Below are 15,559 nucleotides of genomic sequence, written 5' to 3'. Positions count from 1 at the left end.
ATGGCATTGTTTGGGGAAGAGATAGCCCCATGCAAGATAAATCCGCCCCCGAAGAATTCGACGTCGTCATCGTCGGCCGTGGTCCGGTCGGCGCCACGCTCGCCAACCTGCTCGGCCTGCGCGGCGTGCGCACGCTGGTGCTCGAGCGCGAGGCACGGACTTATCATTTGCCGCGCGCGGTGCATTTCGACGACGAATGCATGCGCGTGTTCCAGACCATTGGCCTTGCCGAGGCGATCCTGCCGCAAACCATCCTCAGCCCCGGGATGCTCTTCCTCGACGCCGATGGCCGCATGCTGCTGGACTGGTCGCGGCCGCAGACGCTCACCCCGATGGGCTGGAATCTGAGCTATCGCTTCCATCAGCCCGATCTGGAGGACGCGCTGATCGGCGGCCTCGCGCGATGGCCGCACGTAACCTTGCGCAATCGTTGCGATGTATTCGCACTGGACCAGGATCAGCATGGCGTGCGCATCCGCTACGAGGACCTCTCCAACGGGAGGCTCAGCGAGGTCCGCGCCGGCTACGTAATTGGCTGCGACGGCGCCCGCTCCTTGGTGCGACGCTTCATCGGCTCGGGGATGGACGATCTCGGCTTCCACGAGCGCTGGCTGGTGATCGACGTCCTGCTCAAGCGCGAGCGCGACGACCTCGGCGACTACAGCCTCCAGCATTGCGATCCGCGGCGGCCCGCAACTTACGTGCGCGGCACCGGCACACGACGGCGCTGGGAGATCACGGTTCTTGCCGATGAGGACTCTCAGGAGGTAGCGCAACCTGCCAAGGTCTGGGAGCTGCTGTCGCGCTGGATCACGCCGGATGATGCCGCGATCGAGCGCGCCGCGGTCTACACGTTTCATTCCGTCATCGCGCAGCGATGGCGCAGCGCTCGACTGCTGCTCGCCGGCGATTCCGCGCATCAGACACCGCCCTTCCTGGGCCAGGGCATGTGCGCCGGAATCCGCGATGCTGCAAACCTCGCCTGGAAGCTCAGCGCGATCATCCGTGGCGGCGCTGCAGCTGACCTCCTCGACACCTATCAGAGCGAACGCCAGCCGCATGTGCGCGAGTTCATTGAGCTCGCCATTCGCCTCGGCGGGGTCATCAACACCAAGGCGATCGAAGCCGGCCTTGCCGCAGGCAAAGCGCGCGAGAATGCGCCGGTCAGGCTCGAGGTGAAGAAGCCCCTGCTCGGCCCGGGCCTTGCGCTCGGCGACCTGCCTCTCGCCGGACATCTCGCGCCGCAATTCATCTTGCGCGACGGTGGCCGTAGTGACGACCAGATCGGCTACAGCCATGTGCTCCTCGTCGCGAGCGCGGCCACGTTGTCGTCATCTCTCAATCCTTCACAGGCAGGGATCAAGATCCTGTCCAGCGACGATGCCGAAGGTGTCGGCCACTGGCTTCGCGAGCACGGCATCATCGCCGCGCTCGTTCGGCCCGACCGTTACGTGCGCGGCACCGCCCGCAACGATGCCGAGCTCGACCGGCTTATCGCCGCCATCACGCCTTCAACCCACGTGCCGTCCGCGGCCTGACCGAACTTTTCAAGGATACCTCATGAAGCTGCTTTCATTTTTCGCCGATGGTCGCGCCTCCTTCGGCGCCGTCAAGGATGGCGGCGTCGTCGATCTCGGTGCGCGCATGGCCGGCGACGACTGCACCACGCTGCGCCGGCTGCTCGAAAAGGGCCATCTCGCGGAGGCCGCGAATCTCGCCGGCTCCGCCACGCCGGATCACGCGCTCGATAAGATCACCTTCGCACCCGTCATCCCCGATCCCGGCAAGATCATCTGCGTCGGCCTGAACTATCGTGACCACGTCGCCGAGACCGGCCGCACCGTCACCGAGAAGCCGGCACTGTTCGTCCGATTTCCCTGTAGCCAGGTCGGCCATCTGCAGCCCCTTGTGAAGCCGAAGGTCAGCGACGATTTCGACTATGAAGGTGAGCTCGCGCTCGTCATCGGCAAAAAAGGCCGCCACATCCGGGCGAGCAGCGCGCTCGACCATATCGCGGGCTATTCCTGCTACAACGAAGGCAGCGTCCGCGACTGGCAGCGCCACACCAGCCAGTTCCTCTCTGGCAAGACCTTTGCCGAGAGCGGCAGTTTTGGGCCTTGGCTGGTGACTGCGGACGAGATCCCCGATCCGTCAAAGCTCTCCTTGCAGACGCGGCTGAACGGTAATGTCGTGCAGGACACCACCACCGATCTTCTGATCACCGCCATCCCCGAACTGATCGCCTACATCTCGACGATTTGCCCGCTCGTGCCCGGCGACGTCATCGTCACGGGCACGCCCGGTGGCGTCGGAGCCAAGCGCACGCCGCCACTGTGGATGCGCCCCGGCGACACCGTCGAGGTCGAGATCTCCGGCATCGGTACTTTGCGCAACAAGGTCATCGCCGAACCGACCTGACTGCCGGCACCATCGATCAACGATAAAATCGGGAAACGCCATGACCACAATCCGCACGACGTCCACCGCCATCCTGCTGTCCGCGCTGGCGCTTGCAAGCGCCACTGCGCGCGCCGAGATCAAAGGCGATGCGATCCGCATCGGCGTCCTCACTGATATGAACGGCGTCTTCGCAACCGCCATGGGTCCCGGCTCGGTCGAGGCGGCGCGGATGGCCGTGGAGGAGTTCGGTGGCAAGATCAACGGCAAGCCGATCGAGATTTTGCAGGCCGATCACCAGAACAAGCCGGATCTCGCCGCCTCCCTCGCGCGAAAGTGGTTCAGCGACGGCGTGCAGGCGATCGCCGACGGTGGCAGTTCCGGCGCCGCACTCGCGGTGCAGGAGCTGGTGCGCGGCAACGGCAAGATCTTTCTCGTCTCCGGCGCCGGCGCCAACCAGCTGACCGATGAAGCCTGCGCGCCGACCAGCGTGCAATGGACCCAGGACGCCTATTCCACGGCGACCGCGGTGGTCTCCGGTATCATGCAGACCAGCAAGGAACCGTGGTTCTTCATCACCGGCGACTACGCTTTTGGCCACTCGATCGAGGCGACCGCGCGCGAGCGCATTGCCGCGCTCGGCGGCAGGGTCGCCGGCAGCGTCAAGGCGCAGCTCGGCACGCCCGACTACAGCTCGTTCCTGCTGCAGGCGCAGTCGTCGGGCGCAAAGATCCTCGCGATCAACGTCGCCGGCGACAACGCCACCGCGATCAAGCAGGCCGAGGAATTCGGGCTCGCCAGCCAAGGCATGAAGATCGTGCCGATGTCGTTTCAGAACGTCGACATCGAGGCGGTCGGGCTCAAGGCCACGCGCGGCGATCTCATCGTCACCTCCTTCTTCGAGGACGTCTCGCCCGCCGCCCGGAAGTTCTCCGATGCGTTCTATGCGCGCAGGAAAGCAATGCCCTCGCAGATCCAGGCCGGCGTCTATTCTGCCGTACGCCACTATCTGCAGGCCGTGAAAGACACCGGCTCGGACGACAGCGCCGCCGTGATGGCCAAGATGAAGGCAACTCCGGTATCGGATGCCTACACCCCCAACGGCCGTATCCGCGAGGACCAGCGCATGGTGCACGACCTCTATCTGGTGCAGGTCAAGACGCCGGAGGAATCCAGGGGTCCCTGGGATTTCGTCAAGCTGATCGCAACGATCCCGCCGGACCAGGCCTTCCGTCCGCTCGACCGCAGCAAGTGCGGCCTGGTCGGCAAGTAACCGTCAGGCGAGATAGCGCGTGAGATAGCCTTCCATGGCGTAGAGCGCGCAGAGCGCGAGGCTCGACCACACCGCGGCGCTGAAATACAGGAACATCCAGGTCAGCTCGCCCTTCCAGTGCGCGATGTCGTGGGTCACGACCCAGCGCGTCGCGACGTCGTGCAGGCCTTCGAGGAAGCCCAAGAACCTGCCGCCCTCGGCGTGCCCTGCCCGCCAGCGGCTGAGATACATCGGCACGTCGACGGTGACGAGGAAGGCGAGGAAGCAGGCAATGCCGACGATTCCGGCGATCAGCGCCCAGCGCACCACGCCCTGGAATTCCGGCATCAGCCGGCACAGCGCAATGCCGGCGAGGAAGAAGGTCACCGCCCACAGCGAGTTCTCGATCGCATTGTAGAGGAAGTTGGTTGTCACCACCGCGTACCAGGAGAAGCACTCCGCAATGATGATGATCGGCACGATCACGAGCGCGATGTTCACCGCGGTCTCCGCACCGGTCATGTTCCCGAGCTGGTGCAGGATGATCGCCCATTGCGCGGCAAAGCAGACCTCGGCGACGGTCGCGACCGTACGGCCGACGAACACGCTCGACAGCCAGGTATCGAACAGGCAGATGCGCTGCACATCGGCGCGCGGCAGCACCGAGCGGAAGGCGCAGCCGAACACATAGGCCGCGCACAGCAGGAACATCAGGCCGATATCCGAGCCGCCACTGACGCTGCCCGCAACGGTCGGGTAGAACTCGCGGTACAGCATGAACCAGACGAGGATGTTGGCAGCGCTGACCAGCGTCAGGGACCCCCACCACCACGCGAGGGGATTTGACCGTGCCTGCCACTGCAACATGAATCGCTCCGCTGTAATCGACCTGACATGTATTCGTAATAATCCTGTCACAAGACGCCATGGAATCACGACAAAAGTCTGTGTGCGCGGGCGCTTTCCGCGCAGTTTTGGCCCGGGCGCCCTTGTCGCATCCCTGTCGAGCCCGCCATTTTGCGCACGCGCTGAGGAGGCCTGGCCGTCACGCCTGGTGCGGCTGATCTCACCCTATGGACCCGGCGGCTCCAACGACATCTCGCTGCGCCTCCTGGCGGAGGATTTCGGCCGCAGCCTGCATCAGCAGTTCATCGTCGAGAACAAGCCGGGCGCCGGCACGCGCATCGCCAACGATATGGTCGCGCATGCGCCGGGCGACGGCTACACCTTTCTCTATGTCGCAGCTCCCTATGCCACCGCCGAAGCGCTGTTCGGCAAGCTGACCTACGAGCGAAAGGATCTGCAACCCGTCGCGATGGCGGTGATCGCGCCGCTGTTCTTGATCATCAGTGCCGACGCGCCGTTCAAGACGCTCCCCGAAATGATCGCCTATGGCAAATCGAAGCCCGACGGCCTCACCTTCGCTTCGCCCGGCGCCGGCTCGCAGCCGCACCTTGCCGGCGAGCTCCTGTTCCGGGATGCTGGCGTCAAGGGCCTCAACATCCCGTTCCGCGGCGACGCCGCTTCCTACACCGAGCTGCTCGCCGGCCGCGTCGACGCCACGCTGACCGCGCTGCCGACCGCCCTGCCCTACATCCAGAGCGGCAAGTTCATCGTGCTCGGCGTCGCCTCGCCCGAGCGCAGCGCGCTCTACCCGCAGGCGCCGACTTTGCGCGAGCAGGGTTTTCCGAACGTGGCCGCCGCCGGCTGGTACGGCTTCATGGCGCCATCGACGACACCACGCATGATTGTCGAGAAGCTTCAGGCCGAGGTGCTGCGCGCACTCGCCGAACCCGCAATCAAGGACAGGCTGACCGCGCAGGGCCTCGAAGTGCGGCCCGGCACCGCGGCGGAGTTTGGCCAATTCATCGACAACGAAACGCAGAAATGGACCAAGCTGATCCGCGACGCCGGCCTCAAGGGCGAATGACGATCGATGCGGCGCTCAGTGCCCTCCGGCGCGGCGGCCGCCGCTGCGGATGAAGTCGTCGCGTTCGTCGACGTGGTGCTGATATTCGGAGATCGCGCGATTGGCCATGCGGATCCGATTCGTCTGTCCCTCCTCCACCATCACGGCGATACGTTGCGCCAGGAACACGCAGGCTTCGAATTCGTCGCTGATGGCGTCCGTGCGCGCGAGAAAGTCCCAGGCGATCTCGAAGGCCTGCTCGGCGGCGGGATTGCGGTAATCGCTGAAGATAATGTGCGTCATCACTGCCAAAGCCGGAGGGCCACTATCGTTCCTACCGGCCTGGTGCACGATCCGGTGTTCCGATTTTCGGACCGGACGATGCGACGAGATCGCCGCGCCTTCACATCGATGAGCGTAGGAACGGTTGGCAACGCGCGTGATTGGTCCCCTCGTACATCTTTGGGAGCAACAACATGCGTAAGACGATTCTGACGATCTTCACGGCCGCGATGCTGGCCGGCGCTTTCATCGGCGCAGCGTTCGCACAAGGTGCGGGCGGCGGCGGCGCCGGTGGTGGTGCTGGAGGCGCTGGCGGCGGAGCCGGTGGTGGCGCTGGCGCCGCAGGTGCCGGAGCAGGCGCAGGCTCGGGCGATGGAGGCAGCGCAGGCGCCGGCAGTGCAGGTGGCGGCGGCGGTATCACGCATGTGGAGCGTGGCGGACAAGGTGCCTCCAGTCCAAAAGGCATGCGCAACGAGACGACCCCACCGTCCGGCGGCACACCGCGTCGTTAGCGGGAGCAATGATCAGGCCCCTTCGAAACTCGACATGACCAAGTGGCGCGCATGAGTGCGACCTCGGCGCGTCCTCTGCGCCGGAGCCGCACTCGTTTTTTTTCAAACGGCTGAGCGATGAACTTAAGACACGTTCAAGTGGCCGCGAGAAATCTTTGCGAACGCGATCTCACCGCTTCATCCCCGCCACATACGCCGCCAGCTTGTCCAGCGTCTGGTAACCGTATTCGACCGCGCCGAATCCGATCATGCCATCGCGCTGCTCGGTGCTCGAGGCCAGCTGGCGCATCATCAGCACGGTCTTGCCGTTGCTCTGCTCGGCAAAGGTGACGGTGAAGCGGAACATGCCGGGATCCTCGTCCTGGTCGACGCCGTGATCCATTTCCATCAGAGACGGCCGCTCGATGCGGCGGAAGCGCATGCGGTTCGGATAGACGGTGCCGTCGGGGCCGATCATGTTGAAGCGCCAGACGCCGCCGACGCGAACGTCGATCTCGAAGGTCTCGATCTTGAATCCCTTTGGCCCGAACCATTGCGGCAGATGTTTCGGGTCGGACCAGGCCTCGAACACCAGATCGCGCGGCGCGTCGATCACGCGCGACATCACGATCTCGCGGTCGAGGGACCATTGCGACAAGGCAGCATTGGCAGATTTCGTCATCACTCGGAACCTTTCCGTTTGGTTGTTCGGGACGGACGCTTGGCGGCCGCCCTCTCCTTCTCTTTCTTGAGCTTCATCACATAGGCTTCGAACCGATCGAGCCGCGCCTCCCAGATCGCACGCTGCTGCTGGAACCAGTCTTCCGCGCTGAGCAGCGCATTCGGGCTGAGGCGGCAGGTGCGCACGCGGCCGGATTTCTCCGACAGCACGAGCCCGCTCGTCTCCAGCACGTGGATGTGTTTCATGAAGCTCGGCAGCGCCATGTCGAAGGGATCGGCGAGCTCGCCGACTGACGCCTCGCCCGCGCAGAGCCGCATCACGATCGCCCGCCGCGTGGGATCGGCGAGCGCGGAAAAAACCTGGTCGAGCCGGGACAATTGGTTAGCCATGAAGCTAACTATAGGGCCGCCGCCATCCGGCGTCAACAATTGTTAGCTCACAGGCTAAGTTATTTTGTCGCGAGCCCCACACGGGGGAACCCACAACGCGCAATCGTGAATTGGGGCGCGCGCTCGTTCACGTTAAGAGGGGCTCGGGGGCACATCACATCTTGCGTCAGAGCCGTGCCGTCTGTTGTCACCTCATCACACCTCACCCGGCGGGCGCTTTGCCGGGCAGCGCTCGTTCCGCTCGCGCTTGCCTGGTCCGGCCGCGGCTTGGCGGATTCCGACATGATCGCGCAGATGCGCGACATCGTCGCGAACGAGCTGGCGCCGACCGCGACGCCGGACTATTCAGGCGGGCTTGCCGCCGCCCTTTATGCCGGCCGCCATGTCGAGTTCTTCACTTACGGTCTCGCCGATGATGCCGCCAAACGGCCGGTGACGCCGGACACGCTTTTCAATCTCGCCTCCTTGCGCAAACCTTTCGAGGCGACCCTCGTGGCGCTCGGCGCACTGCGCGGCGAGCTGCGGCTCGATGACCACCTGCCGAAATACCTGCCCGAGCTGAGCGGCGACTACATCCGCGGCGTCACCGTCGGTGAGCTCGCCACGCACACCTCCGGGCTATTGCTGCCGACCGATCATCCGCCCTGGCCGGACGAGCAGTTTACGCGCGACCAGTTCATCGCCATGCTAAACACCTTCGTGCCGCCGCCCGGCGTCGCATCCGGCCGGCAGCGCATCTACACCCATGCCGGCTACGTGCTGCTTCAGCTCGTGCTCGAGCGCCGCTACGGCGCTCCGACCGCGGCCCTGTTCGAACAGCGCATCCTTGCGCCGCTCGGCATGGCCACCACCTGCGTCCCCGAGCGCGGCGAAGACAACCGCGCCACCATGGACGAGGCCTGGATGCGGCGCGTGGTCCAGGGCTATTCGGATCAGGGCATGGCGATCGGCCCGATCGGCAACCAGCAGAGCTATTTTGACTTTTCCGGCACCGGCCAGATGTTCTCTTCGGTGCGGGATCTCGCGAGCTTCGTTGCTGCCTGCGTCGATGGCCGCTCGGTCGATCCGCATCTGCGCGAGGCGTTGCGGATGACGCAGCATGAGTCCTTCCGCGTCGACGAGAAGTTCGGACAGGGCATGGCCTGGGAGAGCGTGCATCTCCCCGGAGTCACCATCGTGGACAAGCCGGGCGGCCTCAACAACGCCTCCGGCTATATCGGCCTCGTGCCGGCGCGGCGGCTCGGCATCGTCCTGCTCGCCAATCGCGGCGAATATCCGCACGAGATCGCGCGCTACAAGATATTGCCGGAACTGGCGCGGCTTGTCGCCTCACATTGAGGCGCCGCTTTAGAGCGTTTTCGAGCGAAGTGGATACCGGTTCGCGTGAAGAAAACGCGTCAAAACAAGAATCTAGAGCTTCGGTTCTGATCCAATCAGAACCGATCATGCTCTAGACCGAGCGCGTCAGCCCGCCGTCGACGCGGATGTTCTGGCCGGTGATGTAGGCCGCGCCGTCGGATGCCAGGAACGAGACCGTCGCCGCGATCTCCTCGACCTTGCCGTAGCGCTTCATCGGCACGTTGTCGCGGCGCGCGTCTAGCTGCGGCAGGCTGTCGATCCAGCCCGGCAGCACGTTGTTCATGCGGACATTGTCAGCGGCATAGGTGTCCGTGAAGATTTTCGTGAAGGCGGCAAGGCCCGCCCGGAACACCGCCGAGGTCGGGAACATCGCGCTCGGCTCGAACGCCCAGGCGGTCGAGATGTTGATGATGGCGCCACCCTTCTGCGCCTGCATTACCGGCGTCACCAGCCGCGTGGGGCGGATCACGTTGAGCAGGTACGTATCGAGGCCGGTATGCCATTGCTCGTCGGTGATCTCGGTGATCGGCGCGCGCGGCCCATGGCCCGCGCTGTTGACGAGCACGTCGATGCGTCCCCATTTGGCCAGCGCACCGTCGACGAGACGCTTCAGATCGTCATTGGATTTGTTCGAACCGGTGACGCCGAAGCCGCCGAGCTCGGCAGCCAGGGCCTCGCCTTTGCCGGAGGACGACAGGATCGCGACGCGAAACCCGTCCGCTGCCAGCCGCCGCGCGGCCCCCGCGCCCATGCCGCTGCCGCCCGCAGTGACGAGTGCAACCTTGTCCGCCATGAGCGATTCATCCTCTGTGATATCGTTGAGGCGAGCCACAGGCCCAGCCTATCATGAGGCCTTCTACCGCCGGACCCGCTGTCAGGTCCACCGTCGAGAGCATCCGTCATGAGTGATTTGCAGATCCGCAATTTGCGTCCCGAGGAGATCGCCGTCGCCATCGACTGGGCCGCGGCGGAGGGTTGGAATCCGGGCCTGGCCGATGCTGCCTGCTTCGCGATCCCTGACGCGCAAGGTTTCTTAGTCGGCGAGATCGACGGCGAGCCGGTCGCGACCGTCTCCTGCGTCAATTACGATGACCGCTTCGCCTTCCTCGGCTTCTACATCGTGCGTGCAGACTTTCGCGGCAGCGGCCACGGCCTGCGCATCTGGAACGCGGCGATCGCGCATGCGGGCGCCCGCGTAATCGGGCTCGATGGCGTGGTCGCACAGCAGGACAATTACAGGAAATCGGGCTTCCAGCTCGCCTACGCCAATATCCGCTATGGCGGCATCGTGACCGCACCACCGAAACCGCCCGCCGAGGTCGTCGCCCTCGACAAGATCCCGTTTGCACTTGTTGAAGCTGATGACGCCACCGTCTTCCCTGCGCCGCGCAGCGCCTTCCTGCGCGCCTGGATCAACACATCGGGCCATGTCGGCCGCGCGCTGCTGCGCGATGGCAAGCTCGCCGCCTGGGGCGTGATCCGGCCGTGCCGGACGGGCCACAAGATCGGCCCGCTCGTCGCGCACGATCTCGCGGCGGCGGAAGCGATCGTGCAAGCTTTGCTGTCGAACGCAGACGGCGGCGAGGTCTTTCTCGATGTCCCCGCCGTCAATCGCGAGGCCATCGCGCTCGCGGGCGAGCTCGGGCTCAAGCCGGTGTTCGAGACGGCGCGGATGTACACCGGGCCGATCCCGCCGCTGCGCATCGACCGCGTCTTCGGCGTGACCAGCTTCGAACTGGGCTAGCTCAGTAACAGCGCATGATGTTGACGGTGTGCTCGCCGCCGCCGCGCCCGGGCACCGTCACCTGCTCGGTCGGGCAGCTCGGCACATAGGGCCGGTCGGAGGGCACGACGTTCGGCGGGAAGCGATGCGCCCAATCCCAGGGAACGTCATACGTATAGGTGTAGCGCACGTCATTGGAGAGCGGCTGCGCCGCCTCGCCGAAAGGCTGGCTGTACGTCGCGCCGTCGTAGAAGAACCCGCCCCCGCCCGGCCAGTAGACCCAGGGATTGCTGCGCCGGTGGAACCGGGCTCCCGGCCCGATCGGCGCACGTGCCATTGCTCCTGACGGAGCTGCGGTGACACCATGCGGCGCGGCGCCGCCGGGTCTGGCAAAACTGTCGCTGGCGCTAAGGAGCAGCGCGGCTGCGCTGAGCGAGGCGAATAGCGCCCCTTGTGATCTCGACATCATGATACACACCAACTCGTTTGGCTTCGCAGGTAGCGGCTCCCCACCGCACGCTAGGCCGGGCTGTCGCCCGCCCGCAAACGTATAATTAATTATTGGTTAAGACACGGGATTAACGGGGAACATGGCGCGGCAGAACGCCCGGATTCCCGTCCCGTTTGCGCCACTTCGTTCCGCGCCACGCGATTCATAACCAGTTGATCGGAGTTGATCGCTCCTGGCCAATACGTCCGGAACGCTCCCGCATTGCAACCGTTGGCCCCCGACACAAGCAAGGAGCACTCGAATGCAGAACAAGTCAAAACTCCTCTGCCTGGTCACGGCATCGCTCGTTGCAGGCGCTACAGCCGCGTCGGCGCAGGGCTACTACGATTGGAACGGACCGCGCGTGGGTTGGGACGCGCCCGCCTACGAACCGGTTCAGCCGCGCGCGTACTATCCTGACGTCGCACCGTATGGCGCGTACTACGGCATCCGCCATCCGACCCCGAGCTCGACGCAGGGCGACGTCGGCCCTGACGGTAACAACAACGGCACGCTGACCGGCGGCTATCGCTGGTAGCGACAGGGCTTCATTTGCACGACCCGTCGCCTTCATCGAGCGGCGGGTTGTTCTTTTGCGGCCTACTTATTGTGAGCTGAAGAATCGCCGTTGCCGCCGGCTGCGCGATAATGGCCGTAGCCCGGATGGAGCGCAGCGCAATCCGGGACCGCTGGGTCCGCACGGATGGAAATCCCGGATTACGCTTGCGCTCCATCCGGGCTACAAGACCTTGCGTTACCTGTCGGGCAAAACACGCAAGCCATGGGTCAACCGCGCCATCCAAAATATTCCGCTTACCGAAATTCGGAAACGGCGTATGTGTCGCGCAACCCGGCCCAAGGAAGAGGGGCGTATCGCGATCGTCACGAACGCGGGTCGGGCGGCGGTGGACATGGACCACACCGGCGCGAAAGGCTTCGCAGGGCGGGCAACCGTGAGCGAACGCGTCGCGCCAACGACGGGTGCGGTTCGCGTACGGCCAAATCGTGTGGTCCTGGCGCCCGGGGTTCTGTGCGCCAAGTCTGGCGGTGATGTGGCGGCCCGACCGGGTTCGCAGCATCAGCGATCCGCAAGGCGACGGGGGCAATAGTGCATCGCTCCCCGGGGAGAGCGCGACATAAGCCGTTCCAACCACTGCGCAGGGAAGGCCGGGATGCTTCCGGTTGCCCTGTTTCCCGCTATGCATTGAAGCACACGCAATCTGCTCTCGGCATGGCGGTCCATAGGAGCCAACCGGCTCCCGGTCTTCCCTGCGCCCTCTTTCATTGAGGGCAAGGCACCGAAGCAAAGCTCGGGCGAACAAGCCGCGAGGATGAGAAGGTGTGTCTGCAATTGAAATGCGAATGATGAGCGACCATGCCGCCTCAAACTCCGTCATTGCGAGGAGCCCTTGCGACGAAGCAATCCAGACTGCCTCCGCGGTGGCAGTCTGGATTGCTTCGCTCCGCTCGCAATGACGGTGTTGAGGCAGTTGCGCGATAAAATTCCAGTCTCGTGCCCCGGACGCGGCGCAGCGCTTCTTCAGCGGTGCGCTGCAGAGCCGGGGCCCATGCAACAGCGAAACGCGCCGCCCTCCTGGGTCCCGGCTCTGCGCAGCAACGCTCGCGCGTTGCAGCGCGTCCGGGATGCGCGAGTGCTCTGCCCTTCTTTGCACGCTTCTCCGCTCTTGTAACAAAACGGTCATCCAGCGAAACTAAACGAAGCCGGGGCCGCCGCCAGCGGCCGAGCCGCCTCACCGCAGGGAGAGATTTGATGCGCCGTTCACTGGTGTTGCTGTCCGCCGGACTGACCATCCTGTCCACCGGACTTGCCTCCGCCCAGAACAACACGCCACGCAACCTGATCCTGTTCATTCCGGACGGTCTTCGCGCGCTGAAGGTCACACCGGAGACGGCGCCTGCGATGGCCGAGGTCCGCGACAAGGGCGTCAACTTCAAGAACCCGCATTCGCTCTTCCCGACCTTCACCATGGCCAACGGCTCGGCGATGTCGACCGGACACTATCTCGGCGATACCGGCGTGTTCTCCAACACGATCTGGACCAACTACACCTCCGTCCCCGCCGGCGACACGGTGGTCCCCTTCATCGAGAACGATGCCGTGCTCGGCGACATCGACGAGCATTTCAAGGGCAACTATCTGAACGAAGAGACCATCCTGAAGATGGCCCGGGACAAGGGGTTCAGCACTGCCGCGCTGGGCAAACATGGTCCCACCTACCAGTTCGATCACACCGACAAGCCCGAGAAGGCCGGTCTGCATTCGATCGTGTTCGACGACGCCACCGGCGGCAAGATCGGCGTGGCGCTCTCGGACGAGGTGAAGGACGCGCTGACCAAGGCCGGCCTGCCCACCGCCACGCCGCCGCGCGGTGACAATTCCAAGGCGGGCGATGCCAAAACCCCTGGCACCACGGTCGCCAACGTCGCGCAGCAGGCCTATTTCGCCGATGTCGCCACCAAGGTGGTGCTACCCATGTTCAAGGCACGCAACAAGCCATTCGTGCTGGTGTTCTGGTCGCGCGACCCCGACGGCAGCCAGCACAATACCGGCGACAGCCTCAATCAGATCAAGCCCGGCATCAACGGCCCCACCTCGATGGCCGGCATCAAGAATGCCGACACCAACCTCGCCCAGCTCCGCAAGGCGCTCGACGAGCTCGGGCTAGCCGCCTCGACCAACATCATCGTTTCGGCCGACCACGGCTTCTCGACCATCTCCAAGGAGAGCAAGACCAGCCCCTCGGCCAAGATCAGCTATGACGACACGCCGAAGGACTTTTTGCCGATGGGCTTCCTGGCGCTCGACCTTGCGAAAGCGCTCGACCTGCCGCTGTTCGACCCCAACGACAAGAATGCGAAGATCGAGGGCAACAAGCATCCCAAGGCCGGCAACGGCGTGCTCGGCAAAGATCCGACCAAGCCCGATCTCGTCGTCGCCACCAATGGCGGCTCCGACCTGATCTATCTGCCGAGCAAGGACAAGAAGCTGGCGGCGAAGACGATCAAGGCGCTGCTCGAGCAGGACTACGTCTCCGGCCTGTTCGTCGAGGACGCGCTCGGCCGCTTCCCCGGCACCCTGCCGCTGTCGAGCATCAATCTGCGCGGCAAGTCGGCGACGCCGACGCCGTCGATCGTCGTCAACTTCCGCTCCTATGCCAGCGATTGCGGCGAGGCGCCGACCAACTGCTCGGTGCAGGTCGCCGACACCGTGCTGCGCCAGGGCCAAGGCATGCATGGCAGCTTCAGCCGCGGCGACACCATGAACTTCATGGCCGCCATCGGTCCGGACTTCAAAGCCGGCTATGTCGACGAGATCCCGGTCAGCAATGCCGACGTCGGCATGACCGCTGCCCGGCTCATGGACCTGCGCGGCGCGCAGAATGGCGATCTCGTCGGCCGCGTGATGTCGGAGGCCATGCCCAACGGCACGGTGCCGAAGGCCTATGCCGGCACGCTGAAGTCCAAACCGGCCGAAGGTGGCCTGATGACCGTTCTGAACTTCCAGCGCGTCGGCACCCAGCGCTATTTCGATGCCGCCGGCTTCCCCGGCCGCACGCTCGGGCTCGAGGATGAGGGCGGCAAACAAAAAACGGCGGGGAAATAACCCCGCCGCTTCATCACGTCCTCGATTGAGACGCGTAAATTTACAAGCCCAAATCTTACATGCCGATGTCGAACACGTTCGGCAATTGGCCTGCCAGAGGCAGCGCGGTGGCGCCCAGGAAGGTCGCCACCATCGCCATCAGGCGACGGTTGTTGTGGCGCTTGCCGCGCATCTGGCCGGCGATCCACTCCAGCATCTCACTGTTGACCTTGGAGGCATAGGACGGCGCCCAGCTCTCGATCTCGGTGTCGGCCGACAGCGCGACGCTGCGCGGCGGCACCTTCAGGCCCGAGGCGCTGGCGGCATAATGGGCGACCGCCTTGGCGAGCAGGTCGTCGAACCGGCCACCGTCGGCGCGCTCGGTCGCGGCCTCGTTGATCTCGAACAGCACTTCGGCCTCGGTGCGGCTCACGGGCTGGTCGTTGACGGCGGTGGCGGTCAGGATGCGCATGCACCAGGCGGTGTCATCGGCATCGAGCGAACGGGAGAAATGCACCCTTCCCTTGGTGGTCGGGCCTTCCCCCGTGATCACGCCGTCGCGCACGATGCTCAGCGCATGGGCCGCGGTATCGCGGCAGGACGGTTCGAGGGACGACGAGTCGGTAGGCTTAGGCGCAGCGGCAGACATAGTTCACTTCCAGATTTCTTCTGATCGGCCAGCATTTTCATGCCGACGTAAAGGGGTGGTTAACGATTCGATACGGGGATCACGACTTTTCTAGATGGTTGCCAATTGGTCGCTGTTAGGACCATTCTGGTTCTAGGAAGCGCCGGGCGAGCGTGATGAAAGTCATAAAAGGCATTATCGGGGCAATCGCGACCGTGTGACCCCGGGTGGAGATACTTCGCCGCAGGCGCCGCTGTAACAGAAAGGTGCTAGGAAATCGGCTCTTCAAAGAAGGAATTCACATTTTACTTGAGCCGGTTCACTTGGCCTCTCCGGCATTCTATACTGACGAC

At 64.5% G+C, this 15,559-nt stretch carries 16 protein-coding genes; 9 read left to right on the top strand and 7 right to left on the bottom strand.

Features of this window, described 5'->3' with window-relative positions; translation table 11 throughout:
* The first annotated feature begins 29 nt into the window (after positions 1–29).
* From mhpA to ACNJX8_RS17535, 3 genes are read left to right on the top strand one after another with little or no spacing between them, the layout of a single operon-like run.
* Complete coding sequence (gene mhpA, locus ACNJX8_RS17545; protein WP_439361456.1) at positions 30–1,538, top strand: bifunctional 3-(3-hydroxy-phenyl)propionate/3-hydroxycinnamic acid hydroxylase MhpA; 1,509 nt, start codon at positions 30–32, stop codon at positions 1,536–1,538.
* 22 nt (positions 1,539–1,560) lie between these two features.
* Entirely contained in the window at positions 1,561–2,418 is an 858-nt protein-coding gene (locus ACNJX8_RS17540) for a fumarylacetoacetate hydrolase family protein (protein ID WP_439361455.1), read from the top strand.
* A gap of 40 nt (positions 2,419–2,458) precedes the next feature.
* Positions 2,459–3,670, top strand: coding sequence for an ABC transporter substrate-binding protein (locus ACNJX8_RS17535; RefSeq protein ID WP_439361454.1), 1,212 nt, complete (start codon positions 2,459–2,461; stop codon positions 3,668–3,670).
* Positions 3,671–3,673: 3 nt separating this feature from the next.
* Here ACNJX8_RS17535 and ACNJX8_RS17530 read toward each other — a convergent pair whose 3' ends face one another.
* On the bottom strand, positions 3,674–4,516 hold the full coding sequence (locus tag ACNJX8_RS17530) for a hypothetical protein (RefSeq protein WP_128941227.1): 843 nt from the start codon (positions 4,514–4,516) through the stop codon (positions 3,674–3,676).
* Positions 4,517–4,649: 133 nt separating this feature from the next.
* Between ACNJX8_RS17530 and ACNJX8_RS17525 the strand changes: the two genes are divergently transcribed.
* Complete coding sequence (locus ACNJX8_RS17525) at positions 4,650–5,579, top strand: Bug family tripartite tricarboxylate transporter substrate binding protein (protein ID WP_439361926.1); 930 nt, start codon at positions 4,650–4,652, stop codon at positions 5,577–5,579.
* Between the two features lie 15 nt (positions 5,580–5,594).
* Here ACNJX8_RS17525 and ACNJX8_RS17520 read toward each other — a convergent pair whose 3' ends face one another.
* Positions 5,595–5,909 (bottom strand): hypothetical protein, encoded by a 315-nt coding sequence (locus tag ACNJX8_RS17520; protein WP_420809149.1) that lies wholly within the window; start codon positions 5,907–5,909, stop codon positions 5,595–5,597.
* 125 nt (positions 5,910–6,034) lie between these two features.
* Here ACNJX8_RS17520 and ACNJX8_RS17515 point away from each other — a divergent pair, with 125 nt between their 5' ends.
* Positions 6,035–6,352: a hypothetical protein gene (locus ACNJX8_RS17515; RefSeq protein ID WP_439361453.1), complete on the top strand. Its 318-nt coding sequence runs from the start codon at positions 6,035–6,037 to the stop codon at positions 6,350–6,352.
* Between the two features lie 169 nt (positions 6,353–6,521).
* Here ACNJX8_RS17515 and ACNJX8_RS17510 read toward each other — a convergent pair whose 3' ends face one another.
* Together ACNJX8_RS17510 and ACNJX8_RS17505 are read right to left on the bottom strand one after the other, a co-directional pair.
* Entirely contained in the window at positions 6,522–7,013 is a 492-nt protein-coding gene (locus ACNJX8_RS17510) for an SRPBCC family protein (RefSeq protein WP_439361925.1), read from the bottom strand.
* Positions 7,013–7,402, bottom strand: a complete 390-nt coding sequence (locus ACNJX8_RS17505; protein ID WP_091889742.1) for an ArsR/SmtB family transcription factor — start codon at positions 7,400–7,402, stop codon at positions 7,013–7,015. The genes ACNJX8_RS17510 and ACNJX8_RS17505 overlap by 1 nt, the downstream gene beginning before the upstream one ends.
* 282 nt (positions 7,403–7,684) lie before the next feature.
* Here ACNJX8_RS17505 and ACNJX8_RS17500 point away from each other — a divergent pair, with 282 nt between their 5' ends.
* On the top strand, positions 7,685–8,740 hold the full coding sequence (locus tag ACNJX8_RS17500) for a serine hydrolase (RefSeq protein WP_439361452.1): 1,056 nt from the start codon (positions 7,685–7,687) through the stop codon (positions 8,738–8,740).
* A 112-nt stretch (positions 8,741–8,852) separates the two neighbouring features.
* On the opposite strand, the gene ACNJX8_RS17495 is transcribed toward ACNJX8_RS17500, so the two are convergent.
* A complete protein-coding gene (locus ACNJX8_RS17495; RefSeq protein WP_249756501.1) occupies positions 8,853–9,554 on the bottom strand; it encodes an SDR family oxidoreductase in 702 nt (233 codons plus the stop codon).
* A 108-nt stretch (positions 9,555–9,662) separates the two neighbouring features.
* On the opposite strand from ACNJX8_RS17495, the gene ACNJX8_RS17490 reads away from it, so the two are divergent.
* Positions 9,663–10,505, top strand: coding sequence for a GNAT family N-acetyltransferase (locus tag ACNJX8_RS17490; protein ID WP_439361451.1), 843 nt, complete (start codon positions 9,663–9,665; stop codon positions 10,503–10,505).
* Position 10,506: 1 nt separating this feature from the next.
* On the opposite strand, the gene ACNJX8_RS17485 is transcribed toward ACNJX8_RS17490, so the two are convergent.
* Positions 10,507–10,953 carry a hypothetical protein gene (locus ACNJX8_RS17485; protein WP_249756502.1) on the bottom strand — a complete coding sequence of 149 codons (447 nt, stop codon included), beginning with the start codon at positions 10,951–10,953 and terminating at the stop codon, positions 10,507–10,509.
* 283 nt (positions 10,954–11,236) lie between these two features.
* On the opposite strand from ACNJX8_RS17485, the gene ACNJX8_RS17480 reads away from it, so the two are divergent.
* Both ACNJX8_RS17480 and ACNJX8_RS17475 read left to right on the top strand, forming a co-directional pair.
* The gene (locus tag ACNJX8_RS17480; RefSeq protein ID WP_439361450.1) at positions 11,237–11,512 is read left to right on the top strand and encodes a hypothetical protein; all 276 of its coding nucleotides are present in this window, start codon (positions 11,237–11,239) and stop codon (positions 11,510–11,512) included.
* A 1,233-nt stretch (positions 11,513–12,745) separates the two neighbouring features.
* Positions 12,746–14,599, top strand: a complete 1,854-nt coding sequence (locus ACNJX8_RS17475; protein ID WP_439361449.1) for an alkaline phosphatase family protein — start codon at positions 12,746–12,748, stop codon at positions 14,597–14,599.
* A gap of 55 nt (positions 14,600–14,654) precedes the next feature.
* Here the strand turns inward: ACNJX8_RS17475 and ACNJX8_RS17470 are convergent, their stop codons facing one another.
* Complete coding sequence (locus tag ACNJX8_RS17470; RefSeq protein ID WP_164939111.1) at positions 14,655–15,227, bottom strand: hypothetical protein; 573 nt, start codon at positions 15,225–15,227, stop codon at positions 14,655–14,657.
* Positions 15,228–15,559 lie beyond the last annotated feature (332 nt).

Source organism: Bradyrhizobium sp. SPXBL-04, from assembly GCF_051853035.1.
Classification (GTDB): domain Bacteria; phylum Pseudomonadota; class Alphaproteobacteria; order Rhizobiales; family Xanthobacteraceae; genus Bradyrhizobium; species Bradyrhizobium zhanjiangense.
The sequence above is the reverse complement of the archived record's forward strand: the minus strand, read 5'-3'. Positions and strand labels throughout refer to the sequence as shown.